The following is an 18,385-nucleotide window of genomic DNA, read 5'->3' on the forward strand; positions in this document are numbered from 1 at the left end:
AAAAGATCGCAAAAAATACAATATTACTCTACATAAGGATGATAATCAATATGGCTATCTCCTTATATACTTCAAGGATTATTTTACAGAAGTTAGGCGTAGAGGATTTTGGGATATATAATTTAGTAGCTGGAGTAGTTGTATTATTTTCTTTTTTAAATAATGCCATGACAAGCGCTACTCAACGATTCTTAAATATTGAACTGGCTTCAAATATTAAAGAAAAAGTTAATAGAGTTTTTTGTATGAGTCTCAATATTCATATAATTATCTCAATTATTGTATTGATTTTGTCTGAGACTATTGGATTGTGGTTTTTAAATTACAAATTAAATATACCTGCTAACCGGCTTAACGCTGCAAATTTTGTATTTCAGTTTTCTATTATTACAACAATCATCAATATCATTAGAATACCCTTCAATGCTACCATATTGGCGAATGAAAGAATGTCATTCTATGCCTATTTGGGTATAGGGGAGACTGTGCTAAAACTAGCTATTGTATTTTTATTATCGCTTTTTGTTGAATATGATCAGCTCATAGTTTATTCATTTTTGTTATTACTGGTCAACCTTATAGTGAATATAATTTATAAAATTTATTGCTATAAGAACTTTAAGGAAGAAACTGCTTACCATTATTTTTCTGACAAAAAACTGTTCAGAGAATTATTATCATTTTCTGGTTGGAGTTTATTCGGGCAAGTGGCCGTTTTAAGTTCAACACAGGGATTGAATATGATTATGAATATATTCATAGGTGTTACTGTAAATGCAGCCCTAGGTATTGCGAATCAGGTAAACAGTGTATTATACAGTTTTGTTTCAAATATGCAGGTAGCATTTAATCCACAAATTACGCAAAGTTATGCTTCGAATGATATAGAAACACATAAAAATTTAGTATTAAATACTTCGAAATATTCAGTATTTCTATTTTTAATTTTATCAGTACCGATTTTACTGCATACAGAATTTATCTTAAAACTATGGCTTGGTGTTAATTTACCTCAATATCTTGTAAGCTTCACTCAAATAGTTATAATAGGCTCTATTATTAATGCTATAGTGGGACCATTCTGGATGTCTGCAAATGCCATTGGAAATATCAGAAATTATCAACTAGGTGTTTCATTGATATTATTATTAAATCTACCTCTGGCATATATATTTTTAAAATTAGGTTTTTCTCCGGTATATATTATGAGTTTAAACGTTATTTTGAATTTATGCACATTCGTATTTCGTTTTCTGTATGTTAATCATAAATTGAAATATGATTTGCAAGATGTATTGCTTTATTTAAAACAGACCTTCTTGGTTATTTTCTCTTGTTTTGTTCTGATATGGCTCATCAAAAAAGTGGAGTTTAACAGCTACTTTTTTGCAATATCTTCAACTATTGGTGCTGAGATTATTTTGTTTGTATTAATTATTCTTATTGGTATTAAACGGGAAGAGTATTTACAGTTTAAGAAAAAAATCATTAAAAAAATAAAGAAATAAATATGGATTTATTTAAGAGAATAAAAAATAAAACAAATTCAATTATTAATAATATAAATAATAATGCCAGAGTAGATAGAATAGCTAATGAAATTAATAATTGCAAGACAAAGCGATTATTTTTGTTTCAAACTCCTACCCATACTAATATTGGAGATCATGCTATTGCTGAAGGACAGTTGAAATTTTTTAAAGAAAATTTACCCGGGCATCATGTGTTTGAGATCAATCAATCTCAAATGAAGTATTTTATTGAAAAGTACAGAAATACGATTAATCCTGATGATTTGATATTCATTCATGGTGGTGGTAATTTTGGGAATGAATATATGAGGGAAGAAAATTTAAGAAGAATGGTAATTCAAAACTTTCCTGAGAATAAAACGATATTGTTTCCACAAACTATCTATTACTCTAATGATCAGATTGGTGAGTCTGAATTAAAAAGGACACAGGATATTTTTGAAAAGCATTCAAATTTGATTTTGACAGCAAGAGAGGAAAAATCATTTGAATTAATGAAAAATTATTTTCCAAAAAATAAGGTAATTCTGACCCCCGATATTGTTCTATACACTGAATATAGTTTTGAAAATGAAAGAGAGTATGCATTAGAAGTAATCAGAAATGATCAGGAATCAATACTAACCGCAAACGATAAAGATAAAATTACCCAAATTTTAGAAGGAAAATTTGACAAAATAATTAAATCTGATATGCATTGTGATAAAATAACAGATTTAGATATAGAGTCAGTGAGAAAAAAAGTATTGACTAATAAGTTATTACAATTTTCTAAGGCAAAAATAGTGATCACTGATAGATTACACGGAATGGTTCTTTGCATCATTACAGGAACACCGTGCGTCGTTTTTTCAAATTATAATCAAAAAGTTATAGGAACTTACAATTGGATCAAGTACTTAACATATATAAAGTTTGTTAAAAATGTAGATGAAGCAAGCAAAGCGATAGATGAGTTATTGAGTAATGATAACTATGAAAAATATAATCCTCAGGAGATAAGGAAGTTTTACTTACCATTAATAGAGAATGTAAATGAATGATGTTTTTTTATCCATTATTGTCCCAATATATAATGTTGAAAATTATATAGAAAAGTGTATTGCCAGTATAGTCCAAAATGCTTCTGCTAATTTTGAATTGATTTTAGTAATTGACGGCTCTCCAGATAATAGTATCAGTATTTGTAATAAATATAAAAATGCAGATAAAAGAATTGTCGTCCTGGAAAAAGAAAACGGAGGGCTTTCTGATGCCAGAAATGCGGGATATAAAATAGCGAAAGGGGAATATATTTGGTTTGTGGATGGAGATGATTATATTGAAAGTGAAAGTATCGACGTCTTTTTAAAAAAAATTAATACAGAAACTGATATTTTATTATTTAATTATCAGGAAATTTATGAAAATAAAATTGTCAAATTTGAAAAATTTGAAAATGAAGAAAAGATCAGTGGTCACGATTTGCTGTTAAAATACAATAACTATGGTATTCAGGCGTGGACACAGATCTATTCAAAAAAATTCTTAGATAAACATAAGATCATATTTGAAAAAGGAGCAATATATGAGGATGTATTATTTAATACACAAGTATATAGTAAAAATCCTGTTCTGCAGGTTATTGACAACATCTTTGTAAATTATGTACAGAGAGGAGAGTCAATTATGAAGAAAAAACAGACTATAAAAAATATAGAATCAGTATTAAAAATTTTAGAATTATATAACAAGAAAGATATAATAGATTTTTTTCCGAAAAAGTTCATAATAAATAGACATCACTATTATTTTAGTTTGCTATTCATTTTTTTACATAAGAGTAATATGAAAAAAGATGAAATTATGGATCTCTTAAATACTATTAGTACCAAAAACTTTTTTGTTTTTACAAGGCAGTATGATTCTTTTATTGTGAAATATATTAAAAGAAAGCTATTTCCTTCCCAATCGATTTTTATTTATAAGAATTGGACTTTTATTTTCCTTCTGATAAGGTTGGATAATTTGATTAATAGATGAATTACTTAAAGAAAAATATAACCCCAATATTAATCATTTCACAAATATTTGGTTTATACGGTGGTATGCTACAGGCACCGAGACTTCTTGCTATTTTATTTTTACCATTACTGATACAGGATTTAAATAAAAAGCTTATTAAAGGGAAAGAGTATTTATTGTTTTTCTTTTCTTTTATTATGTATTGTGTATTGTCAATGTTATTTTTAACATTTAATAATGACCAATCATTAAAAGAGTTTGCATATGCGCTGATAAATTTTATCATTTTCGTTGAAATAGTAAATTTTAGCAAGTATATAAGTCTAAATAAACTGATAAATGGCTGGGTTATATTTGTATTACTAAGTATTCCAATTGCAATTATAGAAATTAATTTCAATTTACACTTTTCTAATTCAAAGTTTGGAGATGATACGGTATTAGGAGGTGTGGGAACTCTTAGAAAATATGCAGCTATTACTTTTGGAAATTATAATTTGTATAATCACCTTTTGGCGATTTCATTTCCTTTTATTTTAGCTAAACTTAAATTTATTTCAAGCAAATTATTTAAAATAGTTTATATCCTTTTTATTTTAGCTATTGTTTGGGTTGTATTAACCAATGCAAGTCGTGGTACTATGCTGTGCTTATTAATATCTACTATTATATATATTATTTTTTATTCCAGCAAGTCAATCAGCAAAACCATTATGTACACATTCATTTCAATAATAGCATCTGTTGCAGGGTATATATATGTAATGAATAATGCATCATTTTCTTATTTAAAGACAAGAATAGAACAAAAAGGACTGGAAGACAATTCTAGAAAGGAAATGATTAACATCGGTATCGACATGTTTGTGGACTCAAAATTTTTGGGTGTAGGAGCTGGAAACTTTTCTGATACAGCTAGTAAAATGACAAATAATCCTATCCTGGTACCCCATAATTTATTTATAGAATTACTCTCTCAATATGGGATTGTTGTCTTCTTTACATTTCTTTTATTGTTATTTAAAATTTTTAATCCAAAAAGGGTTTTTAAAAAGCGTGAAATTCCGAACTATATTTTATTAGGATCATTACTGGTAATGCCATTAGCATTTACAATTAATAGTGTTTATTTAAATAATCCGTACATGTGGATTTGGCTGGCAAGTCTTTATTGTATATCATCATTTTATAAAACAACGGCTAAAAATGTTAATTGATTATATAGATAGAAAATATTCATCGTTAAGAAAAATTTCTAGAGCTCAGTCTTTAGCAAGATTTTCTATAAGAAAGTTTTCAAATTTTGTCTTCCCGATATATCTTAAAAATACTATAAAAGAAGTAGTACTACCCGAAAAATTGTCGGAAAATATTATCGTGTCACTTACAACATTTCCAGGAAGGATATCCAAATTATGGATGGTTGTAGAGTGTATGTTACGACAAAGTCTGCTGCCAAACAAAATTGTATTGTATCTGGCAAAAGATCAATTTCCGAATGAGTTGAAAGATATACCGGATAATCTGATGGGTTATCATAAAAAGAAACAATTGGAAATAAGATTTGTAGATGAAGATCTAAGGTCTCATAAAAAATATTACTATGCCTTTAAGGAATATCAAAACGACGTTATCATAACGATAGATGATGATATTTTTTATCCATCGAATATCATTAAAGACTTAATGGATTTACATGCAAAATTTCCTGATGCAATTTGTTGTCATAGAGCCCATAAAATCGTAAGAAATGATGATAATACAATAAGTAAATATTCCAACTGGAAAAAAGTTTTTGGAAATTTTGGACCGGCATTTGATCTATTTCACACAAGTGGGGGAGGAACTTTGTATAAGACTAATTTTTTTAGTGAAGAAGTTTTAAACAAAGATGCTTTTGTCAGCTTATGTTTTATGGCAGACGATGTCTGGCTGAATACGATGGCTCAGTTGAATAAGACAAAGACCGTGAAATCCAATTATTTTTCAAATTTAATTCCCATTGAAAATAAAAATTCCCTCTTTAAGCTAAGCCAGGAAAACGTGGCAGATGGAGGTAATGATAAGCAGTTACAGAATCTGATTCAAAATTATAATATTAATAATTATGAAATATTTAAGTGATTTTATAAAGCTTAGTGCGTTATTATTATTTAGCTTTTCTTTTGCTCAGCAAAACAGAGTAAGCAGATATAATGCAGATATGCAGGCATCCAAAAGTTATGGTTTGCAGAAAATGGAAATGTCATCAAAGAGTAAAAATACTTACGATTTCATGGCATTAGGATATTTTATCAATGCAAATAACAATATGTATCTTAAAACAAAAGATAAAAAATATATTGATACTAATATTTCTGTCATAAAACCAATCCTGATTGATACCAATTCAAATACCTCATACCAAAAAAATGGCTGGGTGATGAATGTAGCAAAAGGAAATCAGAATGCAGCAGTGAACGGACAGGAACATTTAATTTCAGAGGGATATTTTTTCAGATACATCGGTGAGTTTTTGGATATTCTAGCCAAGAATAAATTATATACGAATTATCAGCCGGCGATAGAAAGTGGTTTAAAATACTCCTTCGATAAATGGAAAGCCAGAAGTTTTAGCCAATATGGAGATTATTCATTATTGTTTCATCAAAGGCTTCATACAGGAGCAAACTGGGCAGTTGTTGCACTCTATCTGATGAAGTATGACGAATCTGATAAAAATTCATATGCCTTATTTGTAAATCAGTTTGATCAGCAGCTGAAAAAAGCGTTGGTTTTAAACAAGAGCGCAGGTAGCGTTTTGTATTACACGTGGAACAGTACATATCCTGATACTTTTTGTAAGGCGTTACAGAAAATTAAGAATTATAAACCGGTTGTACAGGATGTATCACATGGAAATCATGTCGTATTATATTTAATAAAGGCAAGAGAATTGGGAAATGCCAATTGGGCTGACTTTAATTTCAGTTACCTATGCAATACCTTAAAACTTAAGATTCTGAAAGGAGACAGTATTGCCGATAATGTAGATGGTACTACAGATCCAAGTGTGCAGAATACAGGTTGGAAAATATCGGATGGCTGGATGAAACTTATCTATTTTGATACAAGTTTATATCCTTTAGTCGAAAAAAACCTTACAAATTATAGTAATAAAATTAACAACTCTTCTTTAGAGCTGCAGTTTAATTCAATTTATCCATAATGATACTCCACATTACAAACGATTACTCAGGATCTACAGTGTATAAAAATTTAGTGAGAGAGCTGGATAATAACGGGCTAGAGCAGATTGTATATAATCCATTCCGAGAATCTTCCAGAATAGGGAAAAATAAAATAGATTTTAAAACTACCCACTCTCAGATTATCTACAGTCATATTTTATCAAAATATGCAGATCGGGTTTTGTATAAGAAAAAAATTAAAAAAATAGTACAAGACATTGAAGCAAAAATAGACCTCAAGACTGTCAAATTTATTCATGCTCACACATGGTATAGCGATGGCGGAGTGGCCTATGAACTTCATAAAAAATATAATATTCCATACATATTAGCCGTGCGCAATACGGATCTTAATGTGTTTTTGAAGTATTTTCTGCACGAAAGAGGCTACGGACAAAAAATACTTCAGAATGCAAATAAGATCATAGCCATTTCTGCAGTCTATAAAAAAAGAATGCTTGAAGATCCACGCCTGTCTCATATCATGAGCGATGTACAGCAAAAACTAATGGTGATTCCAAATGGTGTAGACCCTTTCTGGATAGAATCAAAGGTTGTGAACAGGAAAATTGTTGAGAATGAAAAAAGCATTCAGATGCTTTATATAGGGAAATTCAATAAGGGCAAAAATGTCTTTAACCTCATTAGTGCTGTTAAGAATCATAATCACAAAATTCAGAATAAAATAAAATTAACACTGATTGGAGGAGGAGGAAATGACGAGAAAAGAATCCTGGATTCTATTGAAAACGATCATTCCTTTGAATTTGTAGGAAAAGTAGACAGTCTGCCTGTTCTAAAATCCTATTACGAACGAAGTGACTTCTTTACAATGCCTTCCAAAGCAGAAACCTTTGGCTTGGTCTATATAGAAGCGCTTCTGCAAGGCTTACCGGTGATGTACACGCAAAATGAAGGGATCGACGGTTTTTATGATGATTCTATTGGAGAAAAAGTGGAAGACACTTCTGTTTCTGCTATCGAACGAGGACTTGAACGATTAATACAAAAACGAGATCACTATAGTTTTGATATGGAACAATTGTTAGAAAATCATGACTGGAAGAGAATAGCTGAAGTATATCAAAAATTATATATAGAAAAAAAATAATGAATATATTATACATCCACCAATATTTCGTAACTCCTCAGGAGCCAGGAGGAACAAGATCGTACTGGCTGGCACAAGAACTTATTAAAAATGGGCATAAAGTTACCATGCTCACTTCATCATCCAAATTTTCAGAGGATGTTAAAGTTGTAGAAATTGATGGTATTGAAGTCGTTTATATAAAGGAAGACTACGACCAGAATATGAGTGTTTCAAGAAGGTTAAAGGCTTTCTTGAAATTTATGTACAAATCATCTGTGCTAGGATTGAAACAGAAAGATATCGATTTGGTAATTGCTACATCTACTCCTCTTACAATAGGTATTCCGGCACTTATATTAAAGTGGTTTAAAAAGAAACCTTTTGTTTTTGAAGTAAGGGATCTCTGGCCGGAGGTGCCAATACAGATGGGAGCCATAAAAAACAGTTGGACAATAAAAACGACCCGTCTGCTGGAAAAAGTGATTTATAAAAATGCTTCCCGTGTTATTGCACTTTCTCCCGGTATGCAGGCTGGAGTGGTAAAATATATTCCAAAAGAAAAAACATCCATGATTCCTAATATGGCTAAAATGGATGAATTCTGGCCTAGGGGGAAAAATGATCAACTGATGGAAAAGCTTGACTTAAAAAAAGATTCCTTCAAAATAGTTCACTTTGGTTCTCTGGGATTGGCAAATGGGGCTCATACAATTGTTGAATCTGCCAAATTATTAAACAATAGAGAAGATATAGAATTTTTGTTTGTAGGAGGAGGTTCTACTGAAAAAGATTTGGTAGATGAAGTAGAGAAAAACAACCTTAAAAATGTGAAATTTCTCGGAAAATTCCCTATGACTGACGTATCCGAGATTGTCAATTTTTCGGATGTTTCGATGATTTCCTTTTTGGATATCCCGATTTTGTATACCAACTCTCCAAACAAGCTTTTCGATTCGCTGTCTGCAGGAAAACCGATTATTGTAAACTCTGCCGGATGGACGAAAGATATAGCCGAAAAATACCATTGCGGATATTATGTAAACCCAAACCGTCCGGAAGAACTTGTACAAAAAGTACTCTATCTGAAAGACAATCCTGAATTGGTAAAGGAAATGGGACAGAATGCAAGGGAATTGGCTGAAACAGTTTATGACAAATCCATTTTGTGTAAAAAATTTGTTGAAGTTATCGAGCAAACAGAATAAATGATCAAAAGAAAGAATCTATTGTATGTATAAATCATAGATAAAGGGTCATCTTAGAATTTAAAGTAACAAGAATGTTGATTTTGTGTGTGTTTTTATAATCGACTTTCTTAAATTTTCTAAGTAAAAGTGGGCAAAAGGGTATTAAGTGCAGCTATATATTAAAATTTTTATATTTGACAATCTGTATCTTAACAATAGCTTTGAAAGAAAAGAAATACGTTTCTTTGGAAAAGTTAAAAAAAGCTATATATTTGCACCAGTTAAAAAGCAAATGCTACCTTAAAAATTGATCCGGTAGTTCAGCTGGTTAGAATGCCGCCCTGTCACGGCGGAGGTCGCGGGTTCGAGTCCCGTCCGGATCGCAAAAAGTCTTCTAGAAATAGAAGACTTTTTTATTTTCCCCTATTGATAAACAGATGGGAAATAATAGCCGGTTCTTATCAAAAGTAATGTACTGACAGGTTTTTCAGGGATTTTTCAGTTTTGTATTTTGAATGGTTATTGTTATTTTAGCGAATAAGCATAAGCTGAGATGTCAAAAGGAAAATTTATTTTATTCTCAATACTTAAAACGTGGCTAATCTCCACACTGCTTTCTTTTGTGCTTTTAATCTTGTTTTTAAGTCTTACGAAAGAAGTAGGAGATAGGCCGAGGAATTGTGATATGAGTGGATTAGTCTATGGGTTTACCATTTTCTGGATATCATTTCTGAGCATATTATCTTTAAGCAGCTTCCTTTCTCTCTTACAAAAATTTCATGGTAAAATACAAACAGCTTTATGTTGGTTTCTGCTGCCTCTTACAGCTTCTGTTTTTTCCTTTTTCACGATCACTGATGGAAAGATTGACGGTGAAGAAACGATCGTTTTTTTGATTATGAATCTGCCGTGGCTGGCTTTTTGGATATTGTATTATTACAGATTCAATATCCGTTTCAACATAACCAACCACTGATCGTATATTCATGAAAAAACAATTTCAAAACTGGACCCTCTTTTTTATTACAGGTATCATAGCTATGATTGCCGGATTGATTGCAGCCATCGTTATGATGAATGGGCCATCCGCACCTGATGCCTTATTCGGAATGTATATCCTGTTTAGTTTAGTTCCTTTATTGCTGGTGATGATTATAGATCGTATTCTCGTATGGAAATTCGGGAATAAAAACGTAAATAAAGTTCAGTTTTCAATACTGTTGCTTATTGTTTTTTTATGGATTGTAAGATTTGTACTCAACCTTTTTATCTAAACTGAACCTTATGAAAAAACTGTTTTTATTCTGTTTTATAATTTTTTCTGTGGTGATCTCTGCACAGCCATTCATTCTAAAATCAGTAGGAGAAGCAAAAGAGTTTAGGTTGACACTTTATTACGGAACTCAGGGAAAAGGAGCTTTTGTACAATATTCAGGGAAGAAAGAAATTATTCCTTTACATATTAAAAGTTTTAAAGTAGATGACAGTGGAAGAAGTGACGGACAGCCGGATATTAATTATTACGTCTGGAATGAAATAATTGATGGGAATGTCACCGGAATATATACGTTCGAAATGATGCATCATACTGCTTCGAACATCACTTATACCAGAGCAAAAGACAACAGAAAGTTTAAGATGGAAATGATTGAGAACGAAAAAAAATATGACGGAAGCAATACATATCTTCTGAATGATGCTCTCCTTACCTTTAACCATTTTTATAATAATCATTTCATCATTACTTATCCCGATGGAAAAAAGACAGCCATAGAACTTCAGTCTCCCGATAAACCTTCTTTTGCAAGACAGAGTATTATTGAAGACTATAATTTTGACGGTTATGATGATATTGCATTTTCTGTTCCCGATGACGGAATGGGTGTTTACAGAATGTTTGAGATTTATCTGTATAATCTACAAAGCAAACGTTTTGAAAAGCTTAAAGAACCGGATTTTTCCCACTCAAGCTGTTCATGTTTATGTGATGTCACAGTAGAAAAAGATAAAAAGCTTTTAACAACAGGATGCAGAGGGGGAGCAAGATGGCATCAGGATGTTTACCGCTTTGGTAAAAACGGGACTTTAGAATGGATTTCTACAAAAGAAAATACGGACGAATAATGCTTTTTTTTAATATCTGAGAATACCTTTAAAATCTATGTTTTTTTTGAAATTGTAAACTATAACTCCTCATTTACAGTGATAAAGCCTCCGTTTTTTTACGGTATTTTTAAGAATGTCTTTTAGGATTCAAATTTAGGTCTGATATTTGTACTGGGTAGCCAAACTAAATGGCCGATTTATTTATGAAAAACATATCTGTGAAAAAATCCTTTTTTTATATCTGTTTATGTGCTTTTTTTCTGGTTTCCTGTAAAAAGGAAATAGAAAAAATAAGTGATACCTTTAAAGATACTGTTTCTTCTTCGGAAGTTCCGGAGGTAGAAAAGGATTCTGTAAAGAAAGATTCTGTTCCTGTCGTTAAAAAAGAATCTGTTCCGCCTGTTATGCAGGAGAATGGCTTTTATAATGCCTTTGTTCTTCCAAAAGATAAAAAAATGCGTGATTCTATTTACGCAGAATTCAGCAAGAAATATAGTGTAGAAGAAAGAACAGCTATTTTAGCTTTAAACAGATTGGATTCTAAAAGTAAATGGAATGCCGACACCTTGGTAGTTCCTGCGAAAATAGATACCACACTGATGGCCTATTCACCGTTTCCAATGCAACTGGATGTATTAAGCGGAGTGAAAAAGTTTGTCATTTTCTCATATCCCATACAGGCCTTTGCTGTATACTCTAATGGAAGTCTTATAAAATGGGGCCCAACAAGTATGGGTAAAAAAGCAGCCCAGACCACAAGAGGGCTTACTTTTGCCAACTGGAAAAAGAAACTGGCTATTTCCACCGTGAGCAGCGAATGGAAACTTCCTTACAATTTTAATATCCACAATATAGGAGGAATCGGATGGCATGAATATACGCTTCCCGGATATCCTGCTTCGCACTCATGTTTACGATTGCTGAGAAAAGATGCCCAATGGCTGTATTCCTATGCAGATACCTGGATTTTGAATCCCGGTGGAGCTACTACTAAAGCCAGAGGTACAGCAGTAATGGTATTCGGAGATTATAAATGGGGAGGAAGAAAACCATGGAGAAATCTTTTGGATGATCCTAATGCCAACAATATTTCCGTTGAAGAATTGACGAAACTTTTAGAACCAGATGTTCCGAAAATGCTAAAAGAACAAAGCAACAGAGAAAAAGTGTCCGATTCGATCAAAGCAGCAAAAGCAGCAGCTCCTGTTCAAAATGAAAAGCCTGTAGAACCTCTGTCTAATTAATTTTCTTTTCAAATTGTAATGTAGATTCTTCAGCAAACTTTCTCAATTTAAGCATTTCCTCTTTACCTTTATGTTGCCCGAATCTGGCAGCAATATAAGTAAGAAGAATAAATAATAACATAATAAAAGAAGCGCTCAGTGCCCAAGGGTATTCGGCGCTTTTTATTTGCTTTTCTACGTAATACATTGTGAAAAAGGTCATCCAAAGAATAGAAAAAGAAAAATACAGGAACATAAAGAATGTCCACACTGCAGAACTCGGACCAAATACTCCGCGTATTGCCGTATGTTCATCCTCCATTTCCACCCGTAAGGCAAGTCGGGGTTTCCAGTAATTATCATATTCTGTTTTCACCCAAATAGTGGCAACTTCTTTATTAATATTACCCGAAAACTCATCTTTATGTTCTTCCATATATTTTTTCAGATTTTCAGCATACTCTTCCTTGGTAAGATGAGTAAACATTTTAAATCGGGGTCTGGTTCTTATTCTGTCTAAAGTGGTTTCTTCGGTATTCATATTGTTATTCTTGATAAGGAATGGGGTCTTCCAAAGCAAAACTTAATGTAAGTTTTTGATTTTTTCTTTGAATGACCATGGTAATATTTCTGCCTTCATTGGATTTCATAAGCTCTACTATTTTTTCCAGAGTCATGTCTGAGGTCTGGGCTCCATTAATGGTTAAAATTTTGTCATCCTTTTGCAGACCAGCTTCATAAGCGGGAGAATCTTTTCTTACACCGGCAATAGAAAATATAGGTTTTAAACTGAATTTATACTGAAAAGCGTCTTTATAAACCTCTGTTGCTACCATCGCCGATTTCTGGGTTTCAATTTTTACCTTATCTTCCTGCCACTCCAGTCCATCCTGTTTGAAATCAAGCCCACTCATATTAAAATGAAAAGGATCATCAAAGTATCTGTTTTTTTTCAAATAAAGCTTTTTATTGGGGTAATCAAAGACTACAGTAAATCTACGCATAATTTCGCTGCCTATTGAGCCTTTTCTGTTTTCTACCATATTAACATGTTGTATGGAGAATTCATCCGGCATTGCAGTAAGTGGTTTTTCAAACTTAAATTTTCCAAGATAGAAATTATGAATACGGCTTCTTTTTCCATAGATATCTCCGTTGAAACCACGGCCAAGGAAATCGTCAATATTAGGTCTGTTATAAACAAAGTTCTTAATAAGAGTAGGAAAGAGCCAGATGGCATCACTGTTTCCAAGATCAATCAACAATTTTGAGTCCTTTTTTTCATTTGTCATTTCTATGCCACCATAAAGATAGGGCTTATCTTTCTCAATGGTGATAGGGAACTCTTCAAACCTTTTGATTTTCTTTTGCAGACCATCTTCATTTTCATACACGGTTATTTTTTTAGAATTATAATCTATATAAATAGGGTGGTCTTTGAAAAAATGATATCCTATAACTCCGTTCACAGGAATTCCTACGTGGGGCGAAATGTTAAATTCCTCATCGATAATGATATAAAGAGACATAGAGGTATTGACAATTTCATTCCCAATTTTACCTATATTCCGCTCAGATTTCAAGCCATCAATACTGAGACTGCCTCCAAGACCTGAAAATTTTACTTTTTCAACGTTGCTTAGCGTGAGTTCCTTATTTTCCAGACTAAAAAGAATGGTTTCAGAAACTCCCGTATCCAGAAGAAAGGTGAGTTCAGCACCATTAACATTGATTGGAATAAAGATAAGATTGTTGATAAACTGAAAAGGAATAACTGCTTTTTTAGTATTGATCAGCTCAAAAGTATTTTGAGCATTTACAAAAATGCTTAGAAATAATCCCAGTAAAAGCAATTTAAATTTCATTTACTGAATTTAGTGAATTTATCTATATGATAATAAAAAAACATTCCAAAAGCTGGAATGTTTATATAAGTTACAATGAAGTAGTGTTTTTTATTGAATTTATTTCAAAATAGGTTTTGTTTATTTTGAAAAGAAGTCCATCAAATCCATATAGTTCTTCTGATTGACACCGTGTCCGCTCATATATTCTCTGAACGTGAAGTAACAGCTAAGATCATAAAGAAGATCTGCTGCTTTTCTTCCCCATTCAAGTGGGATCACAGCATCATCCGTACCATGAGAAATGAAGAAACGAAGTCCTTCCAGTTTTTTCTTATCTTTTACAATACCGTCCAGAATTTTATCTTCAGGATAACTGCTCATACAGGCAACACGATTGAAAAGCTCAGGATGTTTTAAAGCCAAAGCATAACACAATATTCCTCCCTGGCTGAAGCCACAAAGGTGAGCTTTGCTCTCCGTAAGTCCATAGTGGTTGATAATCTTTAGCATACTTTCCAGAACTGCATGTAAAGATTCATTGGCCTGTGGAACATCGATGAAATTTTCGGGATCATTAAAATTGATATCATACCATGAATATCCTTCAAATTGGGTATCACGTGGAGCTCTGAAACTTACAATGATCCAGTCATTGGGAAGAGTTTCTCTAAAACTGAAAAGATCCTGTTCATTGCTGCCATATCCATGAAGCATAAAAAGAATAGGAGTTTGGGAAGTAATATTTTCCGGCTCTCTTACTAGATAATCTAAATTCATACAGCAAAGATAATTAAATTACCTACAGAATCTTAACTTTTATTATTCATACAATGAACTTCTGTTGCATGATGATTTATGTGTAATGATTAATTATTTGGAGTATATTTTTGAATTTTTCCGGGGCTTTCTGTTTTTATTGATTTGATATTATTTGGAAATCTTTATTGGAAATTTTTCATAAAAGTTATTTTTATATTAATAAAAAACTTATATTTGAAACATTAAAAAATCTATTTGGAGAAATGAAGCAATTTTACAATTCAAAAAGTTTACTTAGACTTTCTTTTTTATTCGTTTTATTATTTTCTGTAATCACCGTTGTTAATTCTTGTAAAAAAGATGACGATGAAGAATTTCAGGATCATGTGGTTCAATTCGAAGTGAAGACCACTGCCGGAGGAAACATTATAAGTGTTGTAACACAGGTAGGTACAGCTCAGAATACCATATACAATACTCCGCAGTCTCCTGTAACTTCACCGTGGACAAGTGGAGAATTCTTTGTGAATTCCAGCCAGGCACAGCTGAATCTTGATGCTAACGCGTCAATGCCGGATGATAATTCTGAATTGACAATCAATCTTTACATTGATGGTGAGATAGCAAGAACAGTGAAGAAGAAAGGTAAAGGGGTATTGGTTGCTTCTATTGATTATAGCTTCTTAGAACCTTAAATTACTTTAACAATATATAAAAAAAACCGCTTTCAAAGCGGTTTTTTTTATTCTTCAATCATATGTTGCTGTACAGCGAGGTTGATCAATTCTGTTGAGTTTTTTGCTTGAAATTTCTGTAGCAGATTCTTGCGATGAGTGTCTACGGTAAGAGGACTTAAAAACAGTTCTTCAGCAATTACATTACTTGTTTTCCCCTGTGCTACCATCTGTAGAATTTGTTTTTCCCTTTTTGTCAGTCTGGGAACAGGAAGATTATTCTGAGACGGAAGACTGATAATCTGTTTGGTTTCATTGCAGAAAACAATATCTCCCGAAAGTGCCCCTCTGATACTTATCACAAGATCATCAATAGAGGTGTTTTTGAGAAGATAACCGCTTGCTCCGTTTTGTATAGACTGCATAATAATGCTTCGTTCTGAACGGTTACTGAACATTATTACAGAGGTGCTTGGCGATATTTTTTTGATTTCTCTGCAGAGTTCTGTTCCGTTGGAATCTGGGAGCGTAATATCCAGAAGAACAATATCTACCATTTCAGACCGGATGAAACTCAGTGTTTCTGCACCGGATGCAAAGCTTCCTGCTACATGAAAGAAAGGCTGGCTTTTCAGCATCATTCTCAGTCCCTCAATGACAATAGGGTGGTCGTCTACAATGACGATATTTATTTTCTCATTCTCCATGGATGTTGAGTTCTATATTAATGGCTGTTCCTTGATCATCAGAATTGATTTCCATTTTTCCTTTCAGGTAGTTGACCCTGTTTTTCAGATTACGAAGTCCCAGACTTTTAGTGGTGTTTTCTATATGTTTATCAAATCCTTTTCCGTTATCTTCAATCGTGATCAGAAAATTTTCGCCGGATTGGGAGCATTGAAGAAGAATACTGCTGGCTTCGGCATGTTTTACAGCATTGGCCAATAACTCCTGCACAATTCTGTAGATATTAAGCTGGATATTTAAAGGTAATTTTTTGTCAATATCAATAGCCTGAAAATCAATTTCAAGATTTTTTCTGGTGTAAAATTCACACAGGTCGAGTAGAGCAGTTTCCAAACCAAAATTAAGCAATGATTCAGGCATTAAATTTCTGGCAACATGTCTAAGCTCACTTACAGAGCTGTCCAGCTGACCCAGTATCTTATAAAATTCCTGATCTTTTTCAGGGTTTAAATGACTGGAAGACCACGTAGAAAAGTTGATCTTTACGCCGGCAAGCATTCCACCAAGACCATCATGAAGATCCCTTGCAATACGTTCTCTTTCTCTTTCTTCCCCATCAAGAATGGCTTTGGTTAATGATAGTTCTTCCTTTTGCTTTATTTCATTGAGTTTCTGTTTACTTATTTTTTTATTTTTTCTGAAAATAATAAACAGAAAGATCAGAAGACTTAACGCCAGCAATAAAACAAGTCCCATTCCCCATAAATAAGAGTTTTTCTTGTTGACTTCCAGGTCTTTTTGATTCTTCTCAGCATTTAAAGTTGCTATTTTTCTTTCTTTTTCGGCAGTATTGAATTTAGATTCCAGTTTGTTGATTTCAATTTTTACATTCTCCGTATTAAGGCTATCATTTAGCTTAGAATATTTCTGTTCCCATACAAGAGCTTCTTTGGTATCTCCCAATTCTTCATTGAGTAAAGAGAGTTGTTTGTAAAAGGTTTTTCTGTTATTAAGATCAATGGCCAGAGATTTTTCTGTTAAAACATTCTCCAAAGTAGTTTTAGCCTCCTTATATCTTTTAAGCTTCTTTAAAATATCATACTTGTTGAAATAAAACATTTGAGCCAGAAGATTCTGATTGTACTTTCTGGTATAGAAAATTCCTTTTTCTATCACAGGAAGGGCTTCTTCATTTTTTTGACGGGTAATATACAACAGGGTTTTACTGTAATAATAAAAAGCATTGGATGAAGATTCCGGATAACCCTTGATGAGTTTTTCAGCTTTATTTAAAAACTTTTCAGCTTCATCTCCATTGGCCTGGTAACAGAAATTGTTGGCAGAATTAAGATAGGTAAAAAATAATTCTGCAGAATTCGGATAGTTTTTTTCAAGAATTTCCAGGGCTTTTTTATTGTATTCTTCAGCTTTTTTAAACTGAGCATTATATGTAAGAATAACCGCAAGCTGAGTATATAGGAAACCCAGATTCCTGCTGTTTTCATATTTTTTAACCAGTGGGATGCTTTTTTCAAGCATTATCTTGACCAAAGGAATATAACCCTCTTTATCCTTTTGTGAAACTCCGTAGCTGTACCAGGCAAGAGCCTGAAAGAAATCGGACTCTTCATTTTTGAATTTCGATAAAGACCGAATAGCCTGCTGATAGGAAACTGCAGCTTTCTTTTTATTCCTGTCCAGATGATATTGTCCTTCGTAATAATAATATTTTGCTGAAATAAATGGATTGTTTTGAGCCAGTCTTTTTCCGTTGGAAAGATACTTCTTACTCAAAGCAGAATCACTGTTCCTGTAATAATTGGATAAAAGAAAAGAGGCCGTTGCTTTTGAAGTATCCGGGTGATTATCCTTTGTAATACTTTGTAAACTATCTATATAAGCTTTCTCATTAAGCGGAATGATTTGTTGGGATTGTAAAGCAAAAGACAAAAATAGACTTAACAGGACAAGTAATCTCTTCATTATGGATCAATTCTGTAAAATGTTTTTTAAAACGTTCAATTTAATTAAAAATTTTAGCAT

General features: G+C 32.4%; 18 protein-coding genes and 1 tRNA gene. 13 read left to right on the top strand and 6 right to left on the bottom strand.

Going from position 1 to position 18,385, the window contains the following annotated elements:
- Window positions 1-50: 50 nt before the first annotated feature.
- The 9 genes from ACKTTZ_RS14395 to ACKTTZ_RS14435 all read left to right on the top strand — a co-directional run bounded on the left by ACKTTZ_RS14395 (window position 51) and on the right by ACKTTZ_RS14435 (window position 9,429).
- Entirely contained in the window at window positions 51-1,508 is a 1,458-nt protein-coding gene (locus tag ACKTTZ_RS14395; protein WP_081906366.1) for a hypothetical protein, read from the top strand.
- A 2-nt stretch (window positions 1,509-1,510) separates the two neighbouring features.
- Complete coding sequence (locus ACKTTZ_RS14400) at window positions 1,511-2,575, top strand: polysaccharide pyruvyl transferase family protein (RefSeq protein ID WP_407845876.1); 1,065 nt, start codon at window positions 1,511-1,513, stop codon at window positions 2,573-2,575.
- A complete protein-coding gene (locus tag ACKTTZ_RS14405) occupies window positions 2,568-3,554 on the top strand; it encodes a glycosyltransferase (RefSeq protein ID WP_034692080.1) in 987 nt (328 codons plus the stop codon). Before ACKTTZ_RS14400 ends, ACKTTZ_RS14405 begins: the two co-directional genes overlap by 8 nt.
- Window positions 3,551-4,753 carry an O-antigen ligase gene (locus ACKTTZ_RS14410; protein ID WP_034692081.1) on the top strand — a complete coding sequence of 401 codons (1,203 nt, stop codon included), beginning with the start codon at window positions 3,551-3,553 and terminating at the stop codon, window positions 4,751-4,753. The genes ACKTTZ_RS14405 and ACKTTZ_RS14410 overlap by 4 nt, the downstream gene beginning before the upstream one ends.
- Window positions 4,743-5,660 carry a glycosyltransferase gene (locus ACKTTZ_RS14415; protein ID WP_253318088.1) on the top strand — a complete coding sequence of 306 codons (918 nt, stop codon included), beginning with the start codon at window positions 4,743-4,745 and terminating at the stop codon, window positions 5,658-5,660. The genes ACKTTZ_RS14410 and ACKTTZ_RS14415 overlap by 11 nt, the downstream gene beginning before the upstream one ends.
- Window positions 5,644-6,744, top strand: coding sequence for a hypothetical protein (locus ACKTTZ_RS14420; protein ID WP_034692083.1), 1,101 nt, complete (start codon window positions 5,644-5,646; stop codon window positions 6,742-6,744). Before ACKTTZ_RS14415 ends, ACKTTZ_RS14420 begins: the two co-directional genes overlap by 17 nt.
- Window positions 6,744-7,877 carry a glycosyltransferase gene (locus tag ACKTTZ_RS14425; protein WP_051934187.1) on the top strand — a complete coding sequence of 378 codons (1,134 nt, stop codon included), beginning with the start codon at window positions 6,744-6,746 and terminating at the stop codon, window positions 7,875-7,877. Before ACKTTZ_RS14420 ends, ACKTTZ_RS14425 begins: the two co-directional genes overlap by 1 nt.
- Window positions 7,877-9,064 carry a glycosyltransferase family 4 protein gene (locus tag ACKTTZ_RS14430; protein WP_034692085.1) on the top strand — a complete coding sequence of 396 codons (1,188 nt, stop codon included), beginning with the start codon at window positions 7,877-7,879 and terminating at the stop codon, window positions 9,062-9,064. Before ACKTTZ_RS14425 ends, ACKTTZ_RS14430 begins: the two co-directional genes overlap by 1 nt.
- 291 nt (window positions 9,065-9,355) lie before the next feature.
- Window positions 9,356-9,429 (top strand) — tRNA-Asp (locus tag ACKTTZ_RS14435).
- A 416-nt stretch (window positions 9,430-9,845) separates the two neighbouring features.
- On the opposite strand, the gene ACKTTZ_RS14440 is transcribed toward ACKTTZ_RS14435, so the two are convergent.
- Window positions 9,846-10,034 carry a hypothetical protein gene (locus ACKTTZ_RS14440; RefSeq protein WP_156106363.1) on the bottom strand — a complete coding sequence of 63 codons (189 nt, stop codon included), beginning with the start codon at window positions 10,032-10,034 and terminating at the stop codon, window positions 9,846-9,848.
- On the opposite strand from ACKTTZ_RS14440, the gene ACKTTZ_RS14445 reads away from it, so the two are divergent.
- The 3 genes from ACKTTZ_RS14445 to ACKTTZ_RS14455 all read left to right on the top strand — a co-directional run bounded on the left by ACKTTZ_RS14445 (window position 10,033) and on the right by ACKTTZ_RS14455 (window position 12,396).
- On the top strand, window positions 10,033-10,320 hold the full coding sequence (locus ACKTTZ_RS14445) for a hypothetical protein (protein ID WP_407845877.1): 288 nt from the start codon (window positions 10,033-10,035) through the stop codon (window positions 10,318-10,320). The two genes, ACKTTZ_RS14440 and ACKTTZ_RS14445, sit on opposite strands and share 2 nt — an antisense overlap.
- Window positions 10,321-10,330: 10 nt before the next feature.
- Window positions 10,331-11,170 carry an XAC2610-related protein gene (locus tag ACKTTZ_RS14450; protein WP_407845878.1) on the top strand — a complete coding sequence of 280 codons (840 nt, stop codon included), beginning with the start codon at window positions 10,331-10,333 and terminating at the stop codon, window positions 11,168-11,170.
- Between the two features lie 200 nt (window positions 11,171-11,370).
- Window positions 11,371-12,396 (top strand): L,D-transpeptidase, encoded by a 1,026-nt coding sequence (locus ACKTTZ_RS14455; protein ID WP_034692313.1) that lies wholly within the window; start codon window positions 11,371-11,373, stop codon window positions 12,394-12,396.
- On the opposite strand, the gene ACKTTZ_RS14460 is transcribed toward ACKTTZ_RS14455, so the two are convergent.
- The 3 genes from ACKTTZ_RS14460 to ACKTTZ_RS14470 all read right to left on the bottom strand — a co-directional run bounded on the left by ACKTTZ_RS14460 (window position 12,389) and on the right by ACKTTZ_RS14470 (window position 14,999).
- Complete coding sequence (locus ACKTTZ_RS14460; RefSeq protein ID WP_034692088.1) at window positions 12,389-12,916, bottom strand: hypothetical protein; 528 nt, start codon at window positions 12,914-12,916, stop codon at window positions 12,389-12,391. The two genes, ACKTTZ_RS14455 and ACKTTZ_RS14460, sit on opposite strands and share 8 nt — an antisense overlap.
- Before the next feature lie 4 nt (window positions 12,917-12,920).
- Entirely contained in the window at window positions 12,921-14,240 is a 1,320-nt protein-coding gene (locus ACKTTZ_RS14465; protein WP_034692089.1) for a PDZ domain-containing protein, read from the bottom strand.
- 120 nt (window positions 14,241-14,360) lie between these two features.
- Window positions 14,361-14,999, bottom strand: a complete 639-nt coding sequence (locus ACKTTZ_RS14470; RefSeq protein WP_034692090.1) for an alpha/beta fold hydrolase — start codon at window positions 14,997-14,999, stop codon at window positions 14,361-14,363.
- Between the two features lie 245 nt (window positions 15,000-15,244).
- Between ACKTTZ_RS14470 and ACKTTZ_RS14475 the strand changes: the two genes are divergently transcribed.
- Window positions 15,245-15,676 (top strand): hypothetical protein, encoded by a 432-nt coding sequence (locus tag ACKTTZ_RS14475; protein ID WP_228432265.1) that lies wholly within the window; start codon window positions 15,245-15,247, stop codon window positions 15,674-15,676.
- Window positions 15,677-15,723: 47 nt separating this feature from the next.
- Here ACKTTZ_RS14475 and ACKTTZ_RS14480 read toward each other — a convergent pair whose 3' ends face one another.
- Both ACKTTZ_RS14480 and ACKTTZ_RS14485 read right to left on the bottom strand, forming a co-directional pair.
- Complete coding sequence (locus tag ACKTTZ_RS14480) at window positions 15,724-16,362, bottom strand: response regulator transcription factor (RefSeq protein ID WP_034692092.1); 639 nt, start codon at window positions 16,360-16,362, stop codon at window positions 15,724-15,726.
- Window positions 16,352-18,325 carry a sensor histidine kinase gene (locus ACKTTZ_RS14485; protein ID WP_034692093.1) on the bottom strand — a complete coding sequence of 658 codons (1,974 nt, stop codon included), beginning with the start codon at window positions 18,323-18,325 and terminating at the stop codon, window positions 16,352-16,354. The genes ACKTTZ_RS14480 and ACKTTZ_RS14485 overlap by 11 nt, the downstream gene beginning before the upstream one ends.
- Between the last annotated feature and the right edge of the window lie 60 nt (window positions 18,326-18,385).

The organism is Chryseobacterium sp. KCF3-3, assembly GCF_045865955.1.
Lineage (GTDB): Bacteria > Bacteroidota > Bacteroidia > Flavobacteriales > Weeksellaceae > Chryseobacterium.

Bases quoted from the DNA above. Each gene is read 5' to 3' on its own strand.
- ACKTTZ_RS14440 (WP_156106363.1), bottom strand. From the start codon at position 10,034: ATGAATATACGATCAGTGGTTGGTTATGTTGAAACGGATATTGAATCT.
- ACKTTZ_RS14425 (WP_051934187.1), top strand. From the start codon at position 6,744: ATGATACTCCACATTACAAACGATTACTCAGGATCTACAGTGTATAAA.
- ACKTTZ_RS14405 (WP_034692080.1), top strand. From the start codon at position 2,568: ATGAATGATGTTTTTTTATCCATTATTGTCCCAATATATAATGTTGAA.
- ACKTTZ_RS14400 (WP_407845876.1), top strand. From the start codon at position 1,511: ATGGATTTATTTAAGAGAATAAAAAATAAAACAAATTCAATTATTAAT.
- ACKTTZ_RS14470 (WP_034692090.1), bottom strand. From the start codon at position 14,999: ATGAATTTAGATTATCTAGTAAGAGAGCCGGAAAATATTACTTCCCAA.
- ACKTTZ_RS14480 (WP_034692092.1), bottom strand. From the start codon at position 16,362: ATGGAGAATGAGAAAATAAATATCGTCATTGTAGACGACCACCCTATT.
- ACKTTZ_RS14475 (WP_228432265.1), top strand. From the start codon at position 15,245: ATGAAGCAATTTTACAATTCAAAAAGTTTACTTAGACTTTCTTTTTTA.
- ACKTTZ_RS14415 (WP_253318088.1), top strand. From the start codon at position 4,743: ATGTTAATTGATTATATAGATAGAAAATATTCATCGTTAAGAAAAATT.
- ACKTTZ_RS14450 (WP_407845878.1), top strand. From the start codon at position 10,331: ATGAAAAAACTGTTTTTATTCTGTTTTATAATTTTTTCTGTGGTGATC.
- ACKTTZ_RS14420 (WP_034692083.1), top strand. From the start codon at position 5,644: ATGAAATATTTAAGTGATTTTATAAAGCTTAGTGCGTTATTATTATTT.
- ACKTTZ_RS14430 (WP_034692085.1), top strand. From the start codon at position 7,877: ATGAATATATTATACATCCACCAATATTTCGTAACTCCTCAGGAGCCA.
- ACKTTZ_RS14460 (WP_034692088.1), bottom strand. From the start codon at position 12,916: ATGAATACCGAAGAAACCACTTTAGACAGAATAAGAACCAGACCCCGA.
- ACKTTZ_RS14410 (WP_034692081.1), top strand. From the start codon at position 3,551: ATGAATTACTTAAAGAAAAATATAACCCCAATATTAATCATTTCACAA.
- ACKTTZ_RS14445 (WP_407845877.1), top strand. From the start codon at position 10,033: ATGAAAAAACAATTTCAAAACTGGACCCTCTTTTTTATTACAGGTATC.
- ACKTTZ_RS14395 (WP_081906366.1), top strand. From the start codon at position 51: ATGGCTATCTCCTTATATACTTCAAGGATTATTTTACAGAAGTTAGGC.
- ACKTTZ_RS14465 (WP_034692089.1), bottom strand. From the start codon at position 14,240: ATGAAATTTAAATTGCTTTTACTGGGATTATTTCTAAGCATTTTTGTA.
- ACKTTZ_RS14485 (WP_034692093.1), bottom strand. From the start codon at position 18,325: ATGAAGAGATTACTTGTCCTGTTAAGTCTATTTTTGTCTTTTGCTTTA.